Annotated in this window: 19 protein-coding genes and 2 rRNA genes; 3 read left to right on the top strand and 18 right to left on the bottom strand. The window is 72.1% G+C overall.

What is annotated here, in order from left to right; translation table 11 throughout:
* Positions 1-88: 88 nt before the first annotated feature.
* The 6 genes from FCN18_RS36120 to xerD form a co-directional block, all read right to left on the bottom strand.
* Entirely contained in the window at positions 89-829 is a 741-nt protein-coding gene (locus FCN18_RS36120; RefSeq protein ID WP_112274750.1) for a pseudouridine synthase, read from the bottom strand.
* Positions 819-1,670, bottom strand: a complete 852-nt coding sequence (scpB, locus tag FCN18_RS36125) for an SMC-Scp complex subunit ScpB (RefSeq protein WP_228714309.1) — start codon at positions 1,668-1,670, stop codon at positions 819-821. Before scpB ends, FCN18_RS36120 begins: the two co-directional genes overlap by 11 nt.
* Positions 1,667-2,542 carry a segregation and condensation protein A gene (locus FCN18_RS36130; RefSeq protein WP_112274751.1) on the bottom strand — a complete coding sequence of 292 codons (876 nt, stop codon included), beginning with the start codon at positions 2,540-2,542 and terminating at the stop codon, positions 1,667-1,669. The genes scpB and FCN18_RS36130 overlap by 4 nt, the downstream gene beginning before the upstream one ends.
* The gene (locus tag FCN18_RS36135; RefSeq protein ID WP_112274752.1) at positions 2,542-2,997 is read right to left on the bottom strand and encodes a cobyrinic acid a,c-diamide synthase; all 456 of its coding nucleotides are present in this window, start codon (positions 2,995-2,997) and stop codon (positions 2,542-2,544) included. The genes FCN18_RS36130 and FCN18_RS36135 overlap by 1 nt, the downstream gene beginning before the upstream one ends.
* Positions 2,994-3,959: a ParA family protein gene (locus tag FCN18_RS36140; RefSeq protein WP_112274754.1), complete on the bottom strand. Its 966-nt coding sequence runs from the start codon at positions 3,957-3,959 to the stop codon at positions 2,994-2,996. Before FCN18_RS36140 ends, FCN18_RS36135 begins: the two co-directional genes overlap by 4 nt.
* Before the next feature lie 103 nt (positions 3,960-4,062).
* On the bottom strand, positions 4,063-4,998 hold the full coding sequence (xerD, locus tag FCN18_RS36145) for a site-specific tyrosine recombinase XerD (protein WP_407675810.1): 936 nt from the start codon (positions 4,996-4,998) through the stop codon (positions 4,063-4,065).
* Between the two features lie 49 nt (positions 4,999-5,047).
* Here xerD and FCN18_RS36150 point away from each other — a divergent pair, with 49 nt between their 5' ends.
* Positions 5,048-5,533 carry a DUF1707 domain-containing protein gene (locus FCN18_RS36150; protein ID WP_112274758.1) on the top strand — a complete coding sequence of 162 codons (486 nt, stop codon included), beginning with the start codon at positions 5,048-5,050 and terminating at the stop codon, positions 5,531-5,533.
* A gap of 56 nt (positions 5,534-5,589) precedes the next feature.
* Here the strand turns inward: FCN18_RS36150 and FCN18_RS36155 are convergent, their stop codons facing one another.
* Both FCN18_RS36155 and FCN18_RS36160 read right to left on the bottom strand, forming a co-directional pair.
* Complete coding sequence (locus FCN18_RS36155) at positions 5,590-6,216, bottom strand: NUDIX domain-containing protein (RefSeq protein WP_112274760.1); 627 nt, start codon at positions 6,214-6,216, stop codon at positions 5,590-5,592.
* Positions 6,213-7,916, bottom strand: coding sequence for a CTP synthase (locus tag FCN18_RS36160; protein WP_112274762.1), 1,704 nt, complete (start codon positions 7,914-7,916; stop codon positions 6,213-6,215). The genes FCN18_RS36155 and FCN18_RS36160 overlap by 4 nt, the downstream gene beginning before the upstream one ends.
* 85 nt (positions 7,917-8,001) lie before the next feature.
* On the opposite strand from FCN18_RS36160, the gene aroA reads away from it, so the two are divergent.
* Positions 8,002-9,276 (top strand): 3-phosphoshikimate 1-carboxyvinyltransferase, encoded by a 1,275-nt coding sequence (gene aroA / locus FCN18_RS36165; RefSeq protein ID WP_137097294.1) that lies wholly within the window; start codon positions 8,002-8,004, stop codon positions 9,274-9,276.
* A gap of 3 nt (positions 9,277-9,279) precedes the next feature.
* Here aroA and FCN18_RS36170 read toward each other — a convergent pair whose 3' ends face one another.
* The 8 genes from FCN18_RS36170 to FCN18_RS39920 form a co-directional block, all read right to left on the bottom strand.
* Positions 9,280-10,227 carry a copper transporter gene (locus FCN18_RS36170; RefSeq protein ID WP_112274765.1) on the bottom strand — a complete coding sequence of 316 codons (948 nt, stop codon included), beginning with the start codon at positions 10,225-10,227 and terminating at the stop codon, positions 9,280-9,282.
* Positions 10,224-11,408 (bottom strand): putative cytokinetic ring protein SteA, encoded by a 1,185-nt coding sequence (gene steA / locus FCN18_RS36175; protein WP_112274766.1) that lies wholly within the window; start codon positions 11,406-11,408, stop codon positions 10,224-10,226. The genes FCN18_RS36170 and steA overlap by 4 nt, the downstream gene beginning before the upstream one ends.
* A gap of 97 nt (positions 11,409-11,505) precedes the next feature.
* Positions 11,506-13,323, bottom strand: a complete 1,818-nt coding sequence (gene recN / locus FCN18_RS36180) for a DNA repair protein RecN (protein ID WP_206078073.1) — start codon at positions 13,321-13,323, stop codon at positions 11,506-11,508.
* A 42-nt stretch (positions 13,324-13,365) separates the two neighbouring features.
* The gene (locus FCN18_RS36185; RefSeq protein WP_112274767.1) at positions 13,366-14,313 is read right to left on the bottom strand and encodes an NAD kinase; all 948 of its coding nucleotides are present in this window, start codon (positions 14,311-14,313) and stop codon (positions 13,366-13,368) included.
* Positions 14,310-15,125 (bottom strand): TlyA family RNA methyltransferase, encoded by an 816-nt coding sequence (locus FCN18_RS36190; RefSeq protein ID WP_112274769.1) that lies wholly within the window; start codon positions 15,123-15,125, stop codon positions 14,310-14,312. Before FCN18_RS36190 ends, FCN18_RS36185 begins: the two co-directional genes overlap by 4 nt.
* 2 nt (positions 15,126-15,127) lie before the next feature.
* Positions 15,128-15,343, bottom strand: coding sequence for a hypothetical protein (locus tag FCN18_RS36195; protein WP_112274770.1), 216 nt, complete (start codon positions 15,341-15,343; stop codon positions 15,128-15,130).
* Positions 15,344-15,395: 52 nt separating this feature from the next.
* Positions 15,396-16,394: an HAD-IIA family hydrolase gene (locus tag FCN18_RS36200; RefSeq protein ID WP_112274772.1), complete on the bottom strand. Its 999-nt coding sequence runs from the start codon at positions 16,392-16,394 to the stop codon at positions 15,396-15,398.
* On the bottom strand, positions 16,387-16,980 hold the full coding sequence (locus tag FCN18_RS39920; RefSeq protein ID WP_228714310.1) for a hypothetical protein: 594 nt from the start codon (positions 16,978-16,980) through the stop codon (positions 16,387-16,389). The genes FCN18_RS36200 and FCN18_RS39920 overlap by 8 nt, the downstream gene beginning before the upstream one ends.
* Here FCN18_RS39920 and FCN18_RS39925 point away from each other — a divergent pair.
* Positions 16,945-17,865, top strand: coding sequence for a hypothetical protein (locus FCN18_RS39925; RefSeq protein WP_206078074.1), 921 nt, complete (start codon positions 16,945-16,947; stop codon positions 17,863-17,865). The genes FCN18_RS39920 and FCN18_RS39925 overlap by 36 nt on opposite strands.
* Before the next feature lie 124 nt (positions 17,866-17,989).
* Here FCN18_RS39925 and rrf read toward each other — a convergent pair.
* Together rrf and FCN18_RS36215 are read right to left on the bottom strand one after the other, a co-directional pair.
* Positions 17,990-18,106 (bottom strand): 5S ribosomal RNA (gene rrf, locus FCN18_RS36210).
* A gap of 82 nt (positions 18,107-18,188) precedes the next feature.
* A 23S ribosomal RNA gene (locus FCN18_RS36215) occupies positions 18,189-18,364 on the bottom strand; the annotation flags it as partial.

The following is an 18,364-nucleotide window of genomic DNA, read 5'->3' on the forward strand; positions in this document are numbered from 1 at the left end:
GCGGCGCGCAGCGTCTCCGTTTGGGTGGTGGTGGGAGACGGGTGGGCGCAGGCATGGTGGCCTTCACTGCAGCCCGGCAGCCTTGGCTCTAGAGTTCGACGGCCCGGTAGAGGCTGCCGATCTCGGCGCGGTTCAGCGGCCGAAGCGCGCCCTGCTTGACGTTGCCGAGCTGCACGTCGCCAACGGCGGTCCGCACGAGCTTGCGCACCGGGTGGCCGACCTCGGCGAGCAGGCGGCGCACGATGTGCTTGCGCCCCTCGTGCAGCACGACCTCCACCAACGTGCGGCCCGGCCGGACGTCCTTCACCCGGAACTCGTCGGCCTTCACGGGCCCGTCCTCGAGTTCGACGCCGGCTCGCAGCCGTTTGCCGAGCCCACGCGGGACGGTGCCGTCGACCTCGGCGAGGTAGGTCTTGGGCACATGGAACGAAGGGTGCATGAGCCGGTGCGCGAGGTCGCCGTCGTTGGTCAGCAGGAGCAGGCCCTCGGTCTCGGCGTCGAGCCTGCCGACGTGGAAGAGCCGTTCGCGCCGTTCGCGCACGTAGTCCCCGACGCAGGGCCTGCCCTGGTCGTCGGTCATCGTGCTGTGCACGCCCTTGGGCTTGTTGAACGCGAAGTACACAAGGTCGTCGCGCAGGATCACGCGCAGGCCGTCGACATGGATCACGGCCGTGTCCGGGTCCACGCGGCGGCCCTGCTCGCGCACGACCTCGCCGTCGACGCTCACCCGGCCGCGCGCGATCAGCTCCTCGGACGCGCGCCGCGAGGCCACGCCCGCCTGCGCGAGCACCTTCTGCAGGCGCACGCCTTCGGGTTGGTCAGATCTCATCGATGGAGTCCACTTCCGGCAGCAGGGGGGCGATCGGCGGCAGGTCGTTCAGCGACGACAGCCCCAACCGCTCCAGGAACAGTTCGGTCGTCACGTACAGCGTGCCACCGGTCTCGGGATCGGCGCCGGACTCCTCGATGAGCCCCCGCGCGACGAGCGTGCGGATCACGCCGTCGACGTTCACGCCACGCACCGCCGCGACGCGCGAGCGCGTGACCGGCTGGCGGTAGGCGATCACGGCCAGCGTCTCCAGCGCCGCCCTCGTCAGCTTCGAGCGCTGCCCGTCGAGCAGCATCTTCTCCACGAACGGCGCGTACGTGTCGCGCGTGTAGAACCGCCAGCCCTCGCCGACGCGGCGCAGGTCGATGCCGCTGGCGCGGTCGGCGTAGTCGCCCGCCATCGACCGCAGCGTCTCGGTGACGCGGTCGACGGGCTGGTCGACGGCCCCGGCGAGCACCTCTTCGTCCACCGGCGTGTCCACCACGAGCAGCAGCGCCTCCAGCGCGGAGACGAGCGCGTCGTAGGAGGTCAGGTCGGGCAGGGCCCGGTCGGCGGCGACGGCGACGAGACTGGTGTCGCCGCTCTCCTCGCCCTGGGCCGCCTCTGGGTCATCACCGTCGTCGGTGGTCCCAGGAGCACCGGGGTCACGTTCGCTGCGACCAGCGTGCCCGTGGGGACCGTTCTCAGCAGTGGCGTCGTCCTCGGCGTCGATGTCCAGCGGCACCGGCTCCGGCGCGGCCTCGGCCTCCCGCCGCGGCACCGGGTCCGGTTCCTGCGCGGGGTCCGGCCGCGGCTCCGGTTCCGCCCCGGTCGTCACCTGCTCGGTGTCTGGCTCACTCACCCGTACTCCTCGTCCTCGGCGTCGGCGGCGCGGTCACGTTCCGCCTCCGCGGCGGCCTCGTCGACGCTCCCGCCGGTCCATCGCACGTGCAGCTCCGCGAGCGCCTCGGCCTGCTCGAACTGCACCGACGACTCCCGGTACAGCTCCAGCAGCGCCAGGAAGCGGGCCACCACCTCGATCGTGTGCTCGCAGTCGGAGACCAGCTCGCCGAACGTCGCACCGCCCGTCTCGGCCAGCCGCACCCGCAGCACGGCCGCGTGCTCGCGCACCGACACCCTGCCCGCGTGGATGTGGTCCAGCGACACGGTGGGCGGCGGTTTGGGTTTGAACACCGTGAGCGCGAGGTCGGCGAACTTCTCCGGCGTCACCCCGAGCATCACCTCGGGCAGCAACCCGAGGTAGCGCTCCTCCAGCGCCACCGACCGAGGGTAACGCCGCAGCGCACCGGCCTCCAGCTCGGCGAACAGCGCCGCCACCTGCTTGTACGCCCGGTACTGAAGCACGCGCGCGAACAGCAGGTCCCTGGCCTCCAGCAGCGCCAGGTCGTCCTCGTCCTCGACGTCGCCCGCGGGCAGCAGCCGGGCCGCCTTGAGGTCGAGCAGCGTCGCCGCGATCACGAGGAACTCGGTGACCTCGTCGAGGTCCCATTCGGCGCCCAGCGCACGCGTGTAGGCGATGAAGTCGTCCGTGACCTGGTGCAACGCCACCTCGGTCACGTCGAGCTGGTGCTGTGAGATCAGCTGCAGCAGCAGGTCGAACGGCCCCTCGAAGTTGGCGAGGCGCACCTTGAACCGGGACGCCGAACCGCCCTCCTCGGGTGTCTCCGGAACGGGCACCTCGGGGGCCGGCTGGGGCGGGGCCCCCTCCTCCATCAGTTCGCGGCTTCCTCGGCGGCGAGCTGGCCGTCGCGCAACCGTCGCACCAGCACCGAATCCTCGCCGTGCTGGTCGAAGTCGGCGAGCAGCACCGCCACCGCCTCCCGGACGATCCGGCCCCGGTCCACCGCGAGGTCGTGCGAGCCGCGCAGCGTCAGTCGGGCGTGCTCCATCGCGAGCAGCTCCTCGCCGGAGACGTACACCGTGATCTTGGCGTCGTGTTTCTGCCTGCCGGAGCCGCGCCGGGCCGTGGCCGACCGCGCGAGCTGCCGCTCGCCGCGCCCCGGTTCGCTGCCCTCGGCGCTTCCGGCGCCGTCGCCGTTGGAGCGGGAGCCACCGTGCCCGTTGCCCGCCGGGGCGGGGTCGGGCACCACGGGGGTGTCCGCGAACACCGGGCTGCTGGTCCTGCGGAAGAGCTCTGACGCACCGGGCAGGGAAGCTCGCCTGCTCACCGAGCGATCACCTCGCGCGCCAGCGCGCGGTACGCCGTCGCGCCGGCCGACCTGGGGGCCCAGCGAGTGATCGGCTCGCCGGCCACAGTGGTCTCAGGGAATCGCACGGTGCGGTTGATCACCGTGTCGAACACGGTGTCCCCGAATGCCTCCACCACGCGCGCCATGACCTCCTTCGAATGCAGGGTTCTCGGATCGAACATGGTGGCGAGAATCCCGGTGATGTCCAGTTTGGGGTTGAGCCGCTCGCGCACCTTCTCGATGGTGTCGATGAGCAACGCCACGCCACGCAAACTGAAGAACTCGCACTCCAGCGGGATGATCACGCCGTCGGCCGCGGTGAGCGCGTTGACGGTGAGCAGCCCGAGCGACGGCTGGCAGTCGACTAGAACATAGTCGTACTGGTCCATCACGGGTCTCAGCACCCTCAGCAACGTGTGCTCGCGGCCCACTTCGGCGACGAGCTGCACCTCGGCGGCCGAGAGGTCGATGTTGCTCGGCAGCAGGTCCACGTTCTCGACCCGCGTCTTGCGGACGACGCCCTCGATGTCCACCGAGCGTTCCATGATCACGTTGTAGACGGTCTGGTCCAGCTCGTGCGGCTGGATGCCGAGCCCGACGGAGAGGGCGCCCTGCGGGTCGAAGTCCACGAGCAGCACGCGCCTGCCGTACTCGGCAAGCGCGGCGCCGAGGTTGATGGTCGAGGTGGTCTTGCCGACGCCGCCCTTCTGGTTGCACATCGCGACGACCCTCGCGGGCCCGTGCCTCTCCAGCAGCGGCGGCTCGGGAATCTCCCGGCGCGGACGGCCGGTCGGACCGAGCTTGTTCTTGGCGTCCTTGCCGTTCGGCTCCTCCGCCGCGGTCACGTCGTACTCCCCACTATCGCCGCCGGTCTCGGTCGCGATGCTCACCCGGCTGAGATCGTCCGGAACGCGCCTTGCCGGTCTCTGGGATGTCGACATGTGGCGAAAGCTCCTCGTTCGGCCATGGACGGCGCCAGCCTATTCGGGCACGTAGAGCACCAGCAATGCGGCTCGCCGGGCGCGAACGGAGTACTTCCGCCGGTCAGCCGAACGCCCGGGGATGGGCCGTCGCGTAGACCTCACGCAGAGTGTTCACCGTTACCAGAGTGTAAACCTGCGTGGTCGTGACCGACGCGTGCCCCAGCAGTTCCTGCACCACCCGCACGTCGGCGCCGCCTTCGAGCAGATGCGTCGCGAAGGAATGCCGCAGGGTGTGCGGCGAGACCGTGGCGGCGAGCCCCGCCCGCTCGGCGTTGGTCTTGAGCACCTGCCACGCGCTCTGCCGGGACAGCCTGCCGCCACGCGAGTTGAGGAACACAGCGGCGGTCCCCCGCCCCCGGCTCGCGAGCACGGGCCGCGCCCGCACCAGGTACGCGTTGACGGCCTCCAGCGCGGGCCGCCCCACCGGCACGAGCCGCTGGTGGCCGCCCTTGCCGTCGAGCAGCACCGTGCGCTCATCGCCGTCCAGATCGTCGAGGTCGAGGCCGACCGCTTCGGAGATGCGGGCGCCGGTGGAGTACAGCAGCTCCAGCAGCGCGCGGTCGCGCAGCGGGCGCACGCCCTCGGCGGGCGGCATGTCGAGCAGGCGCAGCACGTCGTGCACCGGCAGCGCCTTGGGCAGCCGCCGCGCGGGGGCGGGCGGTTTGACGTCACGTGCGGGGTCGTGCTCGGTGAGCCCGTCGGCGTGGGCGAAGCGGTGCAGCCCGCGCACGGCCACGAGCGCCCTCGCCGCCGACGACGCCGCGAGCGGCCGGTGCTCGTCGTCGCCCTCACGCAGTGCCACACCGAACGCCGTGACGTGCCCTGGTTCCACCGAGGACAGCTCGGTGACGCCGGATCGCGCGAGGTGCGCGGCGTAGCGACGGAGGTCGCGCGCGTAGGACTCGACGGTGTTGGTCGCGGTGCCGCGCTCGACGACAAGGTGGTCGAGGTACGCGGCCACGACCTTGGTCACCGACGCGCCGTCCGAGGTCACCACGCGGTCACTGTAGACTCCCGCACCCCGCGGGCTCCGGTAACGTGGGAACATGCCAGGCGATCCCGATTCGGAGATCCTGCGCATCGGCACCGCCGAGCGCGACGAGGCGTGCCGCCTGCTCGGCGACCATTTCTCCGAGGGCAGGCTCACGGCCGCGGAGTACGAGGAGCGCGTCGCCACCGCACTGGCCGCGCACACCAGGGCCGACATCCGGCCCCTGTTCACGGACCTGCCGGCGCCCCGGCCGGTGTACCTGCTGCCGCCGCTGGAGCCCCGCAGCTACGGGCTGCCCCACGCCCCGCCGCCCACCGAGGTGGAACGGTCCGAGAAGTCGCGCATCGTCGCCGGTGTGCTGCAGATCCTGATCCCCGTGGGCACGGGCCGCTTCTACACCGGGCACACGAGCATGGCCGTGGCCCAGCTGCTCGTCACCCTCTTCACGCTCGGCGCCGGGGCGCTGTGGCCGCTGATCGACGGCATCCTGCTGCTGGTCAACGGCGGCTACGACGGCAGAGGCCGCCCCCTGCGCGACTAGGTCGTGTCTGCCGATCCGGTTGCCCGCTCGCACGGCAGAGAATTGTCAGACACGACCTAACGCAGCCGGGCCGCGAACGACGTCGGGCGGTCCCGCCACGGCGTCCGCGCCGGGCGCGCCTGTTCCACCCCGGTGAGCACCGCGTGCGCCGCGAGCACACCCGCCACCGTCGCTCCGTTGACGATGTCGCCCGCGAGCACCATCCGCACGGCTTGCGCGAGCGGGACCGTGGTGATCACCAGGTCGGCCTCCTCCTCGCCGTGCACCTCGCGCTCCACGGCGGTGAGGTCGCGCGCGAGGTAAACGCGCACGACCTCGTCGGTGAAGCCGGGCGATGCGGCCACGTCCACGAGGGTGTCCCAGCGCCGCGCGGCGAGACCGGCCTCCTCCACGAGCTCGCGGGCCGCCGTGTCGAGCGGGTCCTCGCCGTCCTTGTCGAGCAGGCCGGCTGGCAGCTCCCACAGCCGGTCGCGTAGCGGGTGCCGGTACTGGTGGACCAGCGTCACTGCGCCGTCGTCGTCCACCGCGCACACGGCGACGGCCCCGAGGTGCTCGACGACCTCCCTGCGTGCCGTGCCACCACCGGGCATCACGAGCTCGTCGATTCGCAGGCCCACGACGCGTCCGATGTGGATGTCCTCAGAGGACACCACGGTGAACTCGTGCGAGCCGGGCTCGCTCATCGCGCGCCCACGGACGAGGTCTCGGGCAGCTCCACGGGAAGCCGCTCGGCGGTGCGGTACTCCACGACCGCGCGCACGAACGCGTCGAACAGCGGGTGGGGCCGGGTCGGCCTGCTCTTGAGCTCGGGGTGCGCCTGCGTGCCGACGAAGAACGGGTGCTCCTCCTTGGGCAGCTCCACGAACTCCACGAGCCGGTCGTCGGGCGAGAGCCCGGAGAACACCAGGCCCGCGTCGGAGAGCCGCTTGCGGTAGGCGTTGTTGACCTCGTAGCGGTGGCGGTGCCGTTCGGAGACCTCGCGCGTGCCGTAGGCCTCGGCCACCTGCGAGCCCGGCAGCAGCTTCGCCGGGTAGGCGCCAAGGCGCATCGTGCCGCCCATGTCGCGGTCGCCCGACACGACGTCCTTCTGGTCGGCCATCGTCGAGATCACCGGGTTGGCGGTGGTCTCGTCGAACTCCGCCGAGTTGGCGTCGGCGATGCCGGCGAGGTGCCGCGCGGTCTCGATCACCATGCACTGCAGCCCGAGGCACAGACCCAGCACCGGGATCTTGCGCGTGCGCGCGTACTGGATGGCGCCGATCTTGCCCTCGATGCCGCGCACGCCGAACCCGCCGGGGATCAGCACACCGTCCACACCGGACAGCGCGGCCGCGGCACCGGCGGGGGTGGTCGCCTCGTCGGAGGGCACCCAGACGATCTCCACCTTGGCGCGGTGGGCGAACCCGCCCGCGCGCAGCGCCTCGGTCACCGACAGGTAGGCGTCCGGCAGGTCGATGTACTTGCCGACGAGGGCGATCCGAACGGTCTCCGTGGGGTTGTGCACGCGGTCGAGCAGGTCACCCCACACCGTCCAGTCGACGTCCCGGAACGGCAGCCCGAGCCGCCGCACCACGTAGGCGTCGAGCGCCTCGCCGTGCAGCACCTTGGGGATGTCGTAGATCGAGCGGGCGTCGGGGCAGGCGATCACGGCCTCGGTGTCCACATCGCACATCAGGCCGATCTTGCGCTTGAGGTCCTCGGACAGGTCACGGTCGGCGCGGCAGACGAGCGCGTCGGGCTGGATGCCGATGTTGCGCAGGGCGGCGACGGAGTGCTGCGTGGGCTTGGTCTTCAGCTCGCCGGACGGCGCGAGGTAGGGCACGAGCGACACGTGCAGGAAGAAGCAGTTGTCCCTGCCGACGTCGTGGCGGACCTGACGGCAGGCCTCGAGGAACGGCAGCGACTCGATGTCGCCCACCGTGCCGCCGACCTCCGTGATCACCACGTCGGGACGCAGCCCGGTGCCGTCCGACTCGGCGACGGCCATGATGCGCGTCTTGATCTCGTCGGTGATGTGCGGGATCACCTGCACGGTGTCGCCGAGGTACTCGCCCCTGCGCTCCTTGGCGATCACCGTCGAGTACACCTGGCCGGTGGTCACGTTCGCCGAACCGGACAGGTCGCGGTCGAGGAACCGCTCGTAGTGACCGATGTCGAGGTCGGTCTCGGCGCCGTCCTCGGTGACGAAGACCTCGCCGTGCTGGAACGGGTTCATCGTCCCGGGGTCGACGTTCAGGTAGGGGTCGAGCTTCTGCATCGTGACCCGGAGACCACGAGCGGTGAGGAGCTGACCCAGGCTGGACGCCGTGAGCCCCTTACCCAGAGAGGAGGCGACGCCTCCCGTGACGAATACGTACTTGGTTGTCCGCGGCTGAAGTCCCACGGGCTTCCACCTTATCGCACCTCGCCGGGATCGCGCCGCAAGCCTCACCCGCACCGCGTGGCGGGCGCTGTGCCACAGTGGTGGCGTGCCCGTGCGAAACTCCTGGACAGCGCCGGTTGCCGAGGACAAGGTCGACGCCACGATCCGCGTCCCGGGTTCGAAGTCGATCACCAATCGCGCCTATGTGCTCGCCGCCCTGTCGACCCGGCCCACGCTGGTGCGCGCGCCGCTCGACTCGCGCGACGCCCGGCTCATGCTCGCCGCGCTGAGCCGGCTGGGGGCCACCTCGGAGCACACGCCGGAAGGTGTGCGGGTGCAGCCGCTCACGCCGGGCGAGGGCGAGGTGTCGATCGACCTGGGCAACGCGGGCACGGTGGCGCGTTTCACCCCGCCGCTGGCCGCGCTCGGGGCCCGCACGGTGCGCTTCGACGGTGACCCCGCGATCCGCCGCCGTCCCCTCTCGCCGCTGCTGACGGCCCTGCGCGCACTCGGAGCCGACCTCGACGACGAGGGCAGGGGTGCCCCGCCGTTCACCGTGCGCGGGCGCGGCGGCCTGCCGGGCGGTGCCGTCGAGCTGGACTCCTCCGCGTCGAGCCAGTTCCTGTCCGCGCTGCTGCTCGCGGCCCCCGCGTTCGAGTCAGGGGTCACGGTGCGGCTGATCGGCAAGCCGCCGAGCGAGCCGCACATCGCGATGACGCTGGACATGCTGCGCCGTTTCGGCGCGGCTCCGGAGCGGCACCTCGACGAGTTCCACGTGCCCGCCACCTCGCTGTCACTGGATGACTACACAGTGGAGCCGGACCTGTCGACGGCGGCGCCGTTCGTGGTGGCGCCGCTCGTGACGGGCGGCACGGTACGGGTCGCGGGCTGGCCCGCCGAGACGACCCAGCCCGGAGACTGGCTGCGCAGCCTCGTCCGCGAGCTGGGCGCCGACGTGACGCTCGACGACGGCGGGCTGACGGTCACGGGCCAGGGCAGGCTGCCGGGCGCGACGCTGGACCTCCACGAGGTCGGCGAGCTGACCCCGGTGATCGCGGCGCTGCTGTGCTTCGCCGACGGGCCGTCGGTCATCTCCGGCGTCGCCCACCTGCGCGGGCACGAGACGGACCGGCTGGCCGCGCTCGCCACGGAGCTGACGGCGCTAGGCGGCGACGTCACCGAGACCGAGGACGGCCTGCGCATCCGCCCGGCGCCGCTGCACGGCGGCGTCTTCCACACCTACGACGACCACCGGCTCGTGATGGCGGGCGCCGTGCTGGGCCTGCGCGTCGCGGGCGTCGAGGTGGAGAACCCGGCGACCGTCGGCAAGACGTTCCCCGGGTTCGTCGAGGCGTGGGGCGGACTGCTGAACCCCGCGTGAGGGCTACTGCCCCTGCTGGTTGACGCCGGGAGCGGGGCCCTGCGCGTTGCCTGCGACACCGTAGCGGCCCGCGTTGCCCTCGAGCTGCTCGCGCAGCGCCAGGATGGTCGCCACGCGACCGGCCGCCGTGTTCACGTTGTCCACAGTAGACAGAACCGAGGTCATGGACGTGTCGGCGCGGGCGACGCCGACAGCGCCGGTGCCCTCCGCCGAGGACGGGTCGCCCGTGAGCACCGTGCCCGCGCCGGAGCGGTCGAGCTGGGCGGCGAAGCGCGCGAGCGTGGCGGCCCGGTCACCGGCGCCGTCGCCAGCGGCCTTGCCACCGGTGAGCACGACGGCGAGCTGTGCAGGGCGCACGTTCTGGCTCGGCTTCACGAAGCCGCCGTCGGTGAGCCCCGCCAGCGCGGCGGCCAGCTCCGCGTCGGACGACTGGGGCTCGGCGGAGTCCTTGTCCAGCAGCAGCACCGAGCCGAGCAGCGCACCGGCCAGCGTGCCGGGGTCGCCCGCGGTCGGGAACTGCGCGCCGGCAGGCTGCAGCCGCGTCACGACCTCGCGCAGCTGGTCGGCCTTGGCCGGGTCGGCGAAGGAGTCGGTGAGCTGCACCTCGCCGGTCACCGACGCGCCCGCCTTGCCCACCAGGTCCTTGAGCGCGTCGCGGTCGGCGGGCCGGGCGTCAGCGGTGGTCACGAGCACCACCGAGCGCTTGTCGAGCGAGCCGGACACCACCTTCCCGCCGACGGAGCCCGCGAACGCGTCCGCGTCGGCCAGCCGGGCGTTGAGCGCGTTGCGCTCGGCCTCCAGGTCGCTGACCTGCGTGGCCAGGTCACCCTTCTCGTCGTTGAGCCCGGACAGCAGCGACCCGTTCAGCGCGGTCGAACCGAGCACGACACCGATCGCGAGCGCGAGAAAGGCCGCCGCGATCGAGACGATGTGGTACCGCAGAGAAATCACGTGAAGAGCCCCTTGACCCAGCTAGTGAAGGAATTCCAGGTGTCGCGAACCCAGTCGAGGTAGACGTCGCCGACGTCGGATACCAGCAGCGCGGCGAGCACCACCACCAGCGCGGCGAGCACGAGCAGCACGACGGCGCCGACCGACACGCGGCTGCGGTGCAGCGTCGCGACGGCCTTGCCGTCCACCAGCTTGGTGCCGAGCTTGAGCCGGGTGAGGAACGTTGACGGGTTCGAGCCGGAGCGGCCGTGGTCGAGGAACTCCCGCAGCGTGGCCTGGAAACCGACCGTCACCACCAGGTCCGCGTCGTGGGTGTCGGCCAACAGGAGGGCGAGGTCCTCGGCGTTGCCCGACGCGGGGAACGTCACCGCGCCGATGCCGAGGTCCTGGATGCGCTCGACACCGGGCGCGTGCCCGTCCGGCTGCGCGGGGACCACGACCTCGCCGCCCGCCTTGAGCGTGGCGGCCTCGATCCCGCTCGGGTCGCCGACGATCACGTCGGGCGTGTACCCGTGGGCGCGCAGCGTGTCGGCCGCCGAGTCGACGCCGATCAGCACCGGCCGGTGCTCGGCGATGTACTTCTTCAGCCCGCGCAGGTCCTCGGCGTGCCCGTTGCCAGGGGCGATCACCACGACGTGCCGGTCACGCAACGGGATGCGCAGCTCGGGGACGCCGACGCCGTCGAGGATGAGCGTGCGTTCCCTGCGCAGGAACTCGATGGTGTTGGCCGAGAACGCCTCCAGCTGGGTGGACATGCCGGCCTTGGCCTCGATCATCTGGTCGGCGACGCTCTCGCTGGTCTGCACAGTGCCCGAGGCGACCCTGCGCTCGCCGGAGTAGACCACGCCCTCGTGGATCCGCACGCGGCTGCCGTCCTTGATGCGCCGGAGCACCTCGCCGCCGACATTGTCGATCAGCGGGATGCCCTCCGCGACAAGTATTTCCGGCCCGAGGTTGGGAAACCTGCCCGAAATGGACGGTGCCGCGTTGACGACGGCGGCGACGCCTGCCTCCACGAGCGCGTCCGCGGTGGCCCGGTCGAGGTCGACCTGGTCCAGCACCGCGATCTCACCGGGTCCCAGCCTGCGCAGCAGATCCCGGGTGCGCCGATCGACCCGGGCGACTCCACTCACGCCGGGCAGCGCCTCCTTGGTTCGTGCGAGCAGACCGGTGAGTTTCATGAGGCGATAGTGACAAACGGGCGCGCGAAAACTCCGCCGACACACCGGGCGGAAGCCGTCAATTACCGGGCACTGTGTCGTGCTCCACAGCGGACGATCAGGAGTTCTTTCTGCTCCCCGCCTTCTTCTTGGCCCCCTTGGCCGAACGCGATGCCTTCACCGGTTCGGGTGTCTTCTTGAAATTCTCGGCAGCGTTGAGTAGTTCCTCGGCGTGTGCGCGACCCGTTTCGGTGCCATCGAGGCCCGCGAGCATTCGCGCCAGTTCCGCAACGCGATCGGACTGCGCGAGCACGGTGACCCCGCTGCGCGTGACGCCGCCCGAGGTGCCCTTGTCGACCACCAGGTGCCGGTCGGCGAACGCGGCGACCTGGGGCAGGTGGGTGACCACGAGTACCTGGTGACTGCGCGCGAGCTTCGCGAGCCGCCTGCCGATCTCCACGGCGGCCCGCCCGCCGACACCGGCGTCCACCTCGTCGAAAACGAGCGTCCCGACGGTGTCCGCGTGGGCGAGCACCACCTCGATCGCGAGCATGACCCGCGACAGCTCCCCACCGGAGGCGGCCTTGTGCACCGGCAGCGGCGGCGCGCCGTTGTGCGCCTTGAGCAGCAGCTCCACCTCGTCGACGCCGTCCGGGCCCGCGTGCACGACCTGACCGCCGACCTTCAGCTCGTGCGGGTCACCCGTCTCGGCCTGCCTGGCACTGACGGTGATCTCGATCTCCGCTTGCCCCATCGCGAGCCCGGCCAGCTCCGCGGTGATCTCACCGGCCAGTTCCCGCGCGGCCGCGTCGCGGGCGGCCGACACGTCCTCGGCGTGCCGGGCCAGCTCGACGGCCAGCTCGTCCCGGCGCGCGGCGAGTTGCGCGAGCGCCTCGTCGGAGGTGTCCATGGTCTCCAGGCGGGCGCGGGCGTCGTCCGCCCACGCCAGCACGCCGTCGACGTCGGCCGCGTACTTGCGGGTCAGCTTCTTCAGCTCGGACTGCCTGGCCAGGATCTGTTCGAGCCGTTCGGGATCGGCGTCCAGCGTCTCCAGATAGGCGGTGAGCTCGGCGCCGACGTCGCCGAGCAGCACGGACGCCTCGGCGAGCCGGGGCTCGAGGTCGGACAGCGCGGCATCCTCCGTCGCGGAGAGCCTGCGCCGGGCCTCGGCCAGCAATCCGAGCGCCCCTGGCACGTCGGGATCGCCCTCGGCGGAGCCGGACACCGCGACGCTCGCCGCGCTCGCCGCCTCCCGAAGCTCGTCGATCGCGGCGAGCCGCTTGACCTGCTCGGTGAGCTCGGCGTCCTCGCCGGGCGCGGGGTCGACGGCCTCGATCTCGGTGAGCCCGTGCCGGAGCATGTCGGCCTGCTGGGCCAGTTCGCGCGAGCGGCTGGAGCGTTCCCTCAGCTCCGTGGCGACGGCGATCCATTCGTCCCGCACGCGCCGGTACTTCCCGAGCGGGGCGGCGACCGAGTCGCCCGCGAAGCGGTCGATCACGGCGCGCTGCTCGGCGGGGCGCAGCAACCGCAGCTGGTCGTTCTGCCCGTGCACGGCGAGCAGCTGTTCGGAGAGGTCGGCGAGCACGCCGACCGGCACGGACCGCCCGCCAAGGTGCGCGCGGGAGCGCCCGTCGGCGCTCACCGACCGCAGTGCGATGACACTGCCGTCCTCGTCGACGTCGGCCCCCGCGTCCGTGACGATCTTCGTCGCCTGCTCCGCGGTCACGTTCTCGAAACGGCCCTCGACGGTGGCCTTCCCGGTGCCGGTCCGGACCTTGGACGCCTCCGCGCGACCACCCGAGAGCAGGTGGAGCCCGGTGACGACCATGGTCTTGCCCGCGCCGGTCTCCCCGGTGACCACGGTGAATCCCGGGTGCAGTTCGAGCAGGGCGTCCTCGATGACTCCGAGGCCCTGGATACGCATCTCGGCCAGCACGCCACCACCGTAGCGGCCACCACCGACATCCGGGTGACTCGGTCAGGAAGGGTCGGAGCCGCGGCTGCCCCTGCGGTCGTGCCGCTCGCGCCAGCTCTTGACCGGCAGCGCGAACTTGTGCACGAGCCGGTCGGTGAACGGGCCGTCCCACAGGTGCACCAGCCGGACCGGCACCGATCCCGCCACCACCTGCACGCGCGCACCCGGCTCCAGCTCGACGTGCCGCAGCCCGTCGCAGGTCAGCACCGCGGGGGAGCCGTCGGGGTCGACCTGCACGGTGATCACCGACGACCGCGAGACCACGAGCGGCCGGGAGAACATCGCGTGCGCGTTGCTCGGCACCACCAGCAGGGCCTCGACGTCCGGCCACACCACCGGGCCGCCCGCGGAGAACGCGTACGCGGTGGAGCCGGTCGGGGTGGAGCACAGCACGCCGTCACAGCCGAACGACGACACGGGCCTGCCGTCGACCTCGATGAGCGCGTCGAGGACGCGTTCGCGCGAGGCCTTCTCCACGCTGGCCTCGTTGAGCGCCCACGTCTCGGCGACGACCTTCCCGCCGAGGGTCACGGTGACGTCGATCGTCATGCGCTCCTCGATGCGGTACCGGCCCGTGACGACGCGGTCGACGGTGGCGGCGACCGCGTCGGACTCGGCCTCGGTGAGGAAGCCGACCCGGCCCAGGTTCACCCCGAGCACGGGCACCCCGGCCGGCCTGGCGAGCTCGGCGGCCCGCAGCAGGGTTCCGTCGCCGCCCAGCACGAGTACCAGCTCGACGCCCTTGGCCGGGTTGTCCTCGGGAGCCACGACGGTGCACGGCATGTCGTGGTCCTCGGGTTCGACGAGCCGCAGCACCTCCTCGTCGATCACCCGCAGCCACATTCCGGCCTCGGCGAGCCGGACGGCGACCGCCCTGGCGGCGCTTCTCGTCGCCTCCCGGTCGGGGTGCACGACCAGGAGCACTTCGCGCGTTTCGCACGCTTCGGTCACGACGGGCCTTCCCGGACGGCGGTGCGGACCAGTTCGCCGGGGTCTCCAGCGTCCTCCCCGGGGTCGGCTCGCCGCAGCCACGCGAAGTACTCCACGTTGCCGGACGGGCCGGGCAGCGGGCTCGCGACCACGCCGCGCGCACTCAGGCCGAGGCGCTCCGCCTCGGTGAGCACACCCAGCACGGCCTCGGCCCTCAGCTCGGGGTCTCGGACGACCCCGCCGCTGCCGAGGCGTTCCTTGCCGACCTCGAACTGCGGTTTGACCATGGGCAGCAGGTCGGCGCCCTCGCCCGCACAGGCCGCGAGCGCGGGAAGCACGAGCTTGAGCGAGATGAACGAGAGGTCGGCGACCACGACGTCGACGCGGCCGCCGATCTGCTCCGGCGTGAGGTTGCGGACGTTGGTCTTGTCCAGCACGACCACGCGGTCATCGGTCTGCAGCCGCCAGTCGAGCAGGCCACGCCCCACGTCGGCGGCGACCACCGTGCGCGCGCCCCTGCGCAGCAGCACGTCGGTGAACCCGCCGGTGGAGGCTCCCGCGTCGAGACAGCGCTTGCCGGCGACGGTCAGCCCCGCGGGCTCGAACCTGCCGAGCGCGCCGAGCAGCTTGTGGGCGCCGCGGGAGGCCCAGCCGGGGTCGTCGGCGGTGCGCACGACGATCGCGGCGTCGGCCTCGACGCCGGTGGCCGGCTTGCGGGCGATCATGCCGCGAACGGTCACCTTGCCCTCACCGATGAGGGAGCTGGCGTGTTCCCTGGACCGGGCGAGCCCTCGGCGGACGAGCTCGGCGTCCAGGCGGGCCCTGCGAGGCACCGCTAGACCTTGTCGATGCTGGACAGCGCCACGGCCAGCTCCGTGTGCACCGCGTCGAAGCGTTCGACGTGCTCGGCCGGGGGCAGGTCGTCGAGTTCGTCGAGCCCGGCGATGGCCTCCTCGATGCCGGCCCTGGGGTCGGTCTCCTGCGGCGCCGGTCCCATGCCGGGCGGCGGCCCCGGGACCGGGCGCGGTACGGGGTTCGTGTGTTCCTGCACGCCTCAACGCTATCCGATCCGGCGGCGCGACGGCGGAGGCGTACGGAGCAGTTCAGCCCAGTGCGAGGTCTCCCAGCGCGGTGGCGGCCTGGCCATCGGCGGCACGCACGGTGGTCACGCCATGGCGCCACGCAGCGTCGCACAGCGCCCGCAGCAGGTCGAGGCCGTCCTGGCCGCCGTCGCTCGCGACCACCAGCTCGCCGTGGCGGGCCTCGACGCGCCAGCCGGGCCGGGGGCCGATCTCCAGCTCGTCGGCCTTGCCGTCGAGTCCCGTGAGGTCGGCGGCCAGGTAACGCGGCCGCTCTGCGGGGATCGCGGCGAGCACGCTCGCCGGGGTGGCGACCCCGGTGAGCACCACGAGCGAGTCGACGCCCGCGGCCACGGCGCCCGCGATGTCGGTGTCGAGCCGGTCGCCGACCACCAGCGGGCTGGTCGCGTCCGCCGATTCGGCGGCCGTGCGGAACAGCGGCGGCTGGGGCTTGCCCGCGACGATCGGCTCGCGGTCCGTCGCCGCCTTCAGCGCGGCGACCATGGCGCCGTTGCCGGGCAGCAGCCCGCGTTCCGTGGGCAGGGTGGCGTCGGCGTTGCAGGCGACCCACAGGGCGCCCTCGCGGATGGCGACGCAGGCCTCGGCGAGGTCGGCCCAGCCGGTCTTCGGTGAGTGGCCCTGCACCACGGCGGCTACGCCGGCGTCGGCTTTGCGGACCGAGCGCAGCCCTCCGCCGTCGACCTCGGCCGCGAGCGAACCGGCGCCCACCACGAGCACGGCCGCGCCCTCGGGCAGGCGCTCACGGAGGATCCGCGCCGCGGCCTGCGCGCTCGTGAGGACCTCGGCGGGATCGGCCGGCACGCCGAGCGACCGCAGGTGCTCGGCCACCGCCTCGGGCGCCTTGGAGGCGTTGTTCGTGACGAACCGGACCGGTGTTCCCCGGTCACGGGCCCGGCCGATCGCGTCGGCGGCGTGCGGGATCGGCCGGACACCGTGATAGACGGTGCCGTCGAGGTCGAGCAGGACGGCGTCGTGGCGGTCGAGCAGGGCGCCGTCAGTCACCGGCCAGCTCCGCCGCTCGCTCGGCCGCGTCGGTCTCCTCCTCGGAGTCGGCGTCGGCGGCGTGGAGGAACCAGCGAACGGCCTCCTCGGCGCGGCCGGCCGCAGCGAGGTTGTCCGCGTAGGCGTAGAAGAGGCGCGCGCTCCACGGCTGCCTCTGCTTCGGGTCGAGATCGTCGCCCTGGAGCGCCACGACGGCCGCGTCGAGCTGACCGAGGTCGCGCCGGGCACCGGCCGCGACGATCTTCAGCTCGATGGCGACGTCCTTCGGCAGGCTCGCGGTGTCGGTTTCCTTGGCGATGTCGAGCGCCCGTTCGGGACGCCCCATGGCGCGCTCAGCATCGGCGATCACGGCGACGTGGGCGTCGGTGCGCGTCATCCGCCGCACGGCGCGCAGCTCCGACAGCGCTTCCGACCACTTGCCGGCGTGGTAGGCGGCGAGCCCGACGGCCTCCCGCACCACGGGGATCCGGGAGACCTTCGACTTGGCGTACTTCGCGTGCGCGAGCGCGACCTCGGGGTCCTCGTCGATGAGCGTCCCGGCCGCCACGAGATGCCTGCCGATCCGCTCGGCGAGCTCCTTGGGCAACGAGCGCAGCTCCCGGCGAGCCTCGGGGTCGAGGTCGGCGTAGTCGATGCCCTCGGGCAGCTCGGGAGCCTCGAGCAGTTCGCGCGCCACGGCCTCGTCACTGGGCTCCACGCGCGCAGCAGGCGCGGCGACGGGCCGGTCGTCCCGCCGTGGCCGGTCATCGCGGCGCGGACGCTCCGTTCGCGCCGACCGGTCGTCGCGGTAGGGCCGGTCGTTCTTGCCACGAGGACGATCATCCCGGTCGCGGAAGGGCCGGTCGCCACCACGAGGACGGTCATCCCGGTCCCGGCGCGGCCGGTCATCCCGCTCACGGAAAGGCCGGTCGCCGCCGCGGGGCCGGTCGTCCCGGCCCCGGTAGGGCCGGTCACCGCCACGCCCGCGATCGTCGCGGCCCCGGTAGGGCCGGTCACCGCCACGCCCGCGATCGTCGCGGTCGCGGAAGGGCCGGTCGCCGCCACGCCCGCGATCGTCGCGGTCGCGGAAGGGCCGGTCACCGCCACGCCCGCGATCGTCGCGGTCGCGGAAGGGCCGGTCACCGCCGCGAGGACGATCGTCCCGGCGGGGCCGGTCATCCCGGTCGCGATAGGGGCGGTCGTTCCGATCGCGGTAGGGCCGCTCGCCGCGGCCGCGGTCGTCGCGATCCCGGTACGGGCGGTCCCCGCGGAACGAGCCCTTGCCCCGGGGCCGGTCGTCTCGGTTGGGCCGGTCGTCGCGGTCCCCGCGGGGGCGGTCGTCGCGCCGGAAATCCCCTCCCCTGGAACCTCCGCGCCGATCCTCGTACCGGCCTCCGCCACGGTTCGGGCGTCCTTCTCGGTCGTTGCGGTACGAACCCCGGTTGCCCTCATTCCGGCGCTGCGGTCGAGCGGACTCGCCGTCGTCCCGTGAGCCGCGTCGACCGAACTCGGACACTTGTCCTCCTACTGAACTGCTACTGCACTATGAACGTAGACATGCTGAAGGCCCGTTAGGGTGGCCAGCAGACCAACCCTAACGGGCCTCCATAAGTTGAGTTCGGCGGTGTCCTACTCTCCCACACCCCCACGGGTGCAGTACCATCGGCGCTGGTGGGCTTAGCTTCCGGGTTCGGAATGGGACCGGGCGTGACCCCACCGCTATAACCACCGAAACACTGGTGAAACAACCACACTCTCTTCACTTATCAGGGCGTGTGGTGTTTCAGAATCGTAGAGTGAGTGCGTAGCAGCTTTGTGGGCAAGTCCTCGGCCGATTAGTACCAGTCCACTCAAAAACACGTTACCGTGCGTCCATGTCTGGCCTATCAACCCAGTGGTCTACTGGGAGCCTTAACCCACAAAGGGGTGGGAGACCTCATCTAGGAACAGGCTTCCCGCTTAGATGCCTTCAGCGGTTATCCCTTCCGAAC

The sequence above is a fragment of the Prauserella endophytica genome, from assembly GCF_005146945.1.
In the GTDB taxonomy this organism is placed as follows: Bacteria; Actinomycetota; Actinomycetes; order Mycobacteriales; family Pseudonocardiaceae; genus Prauserella_A; species Prauserella_A endophytica.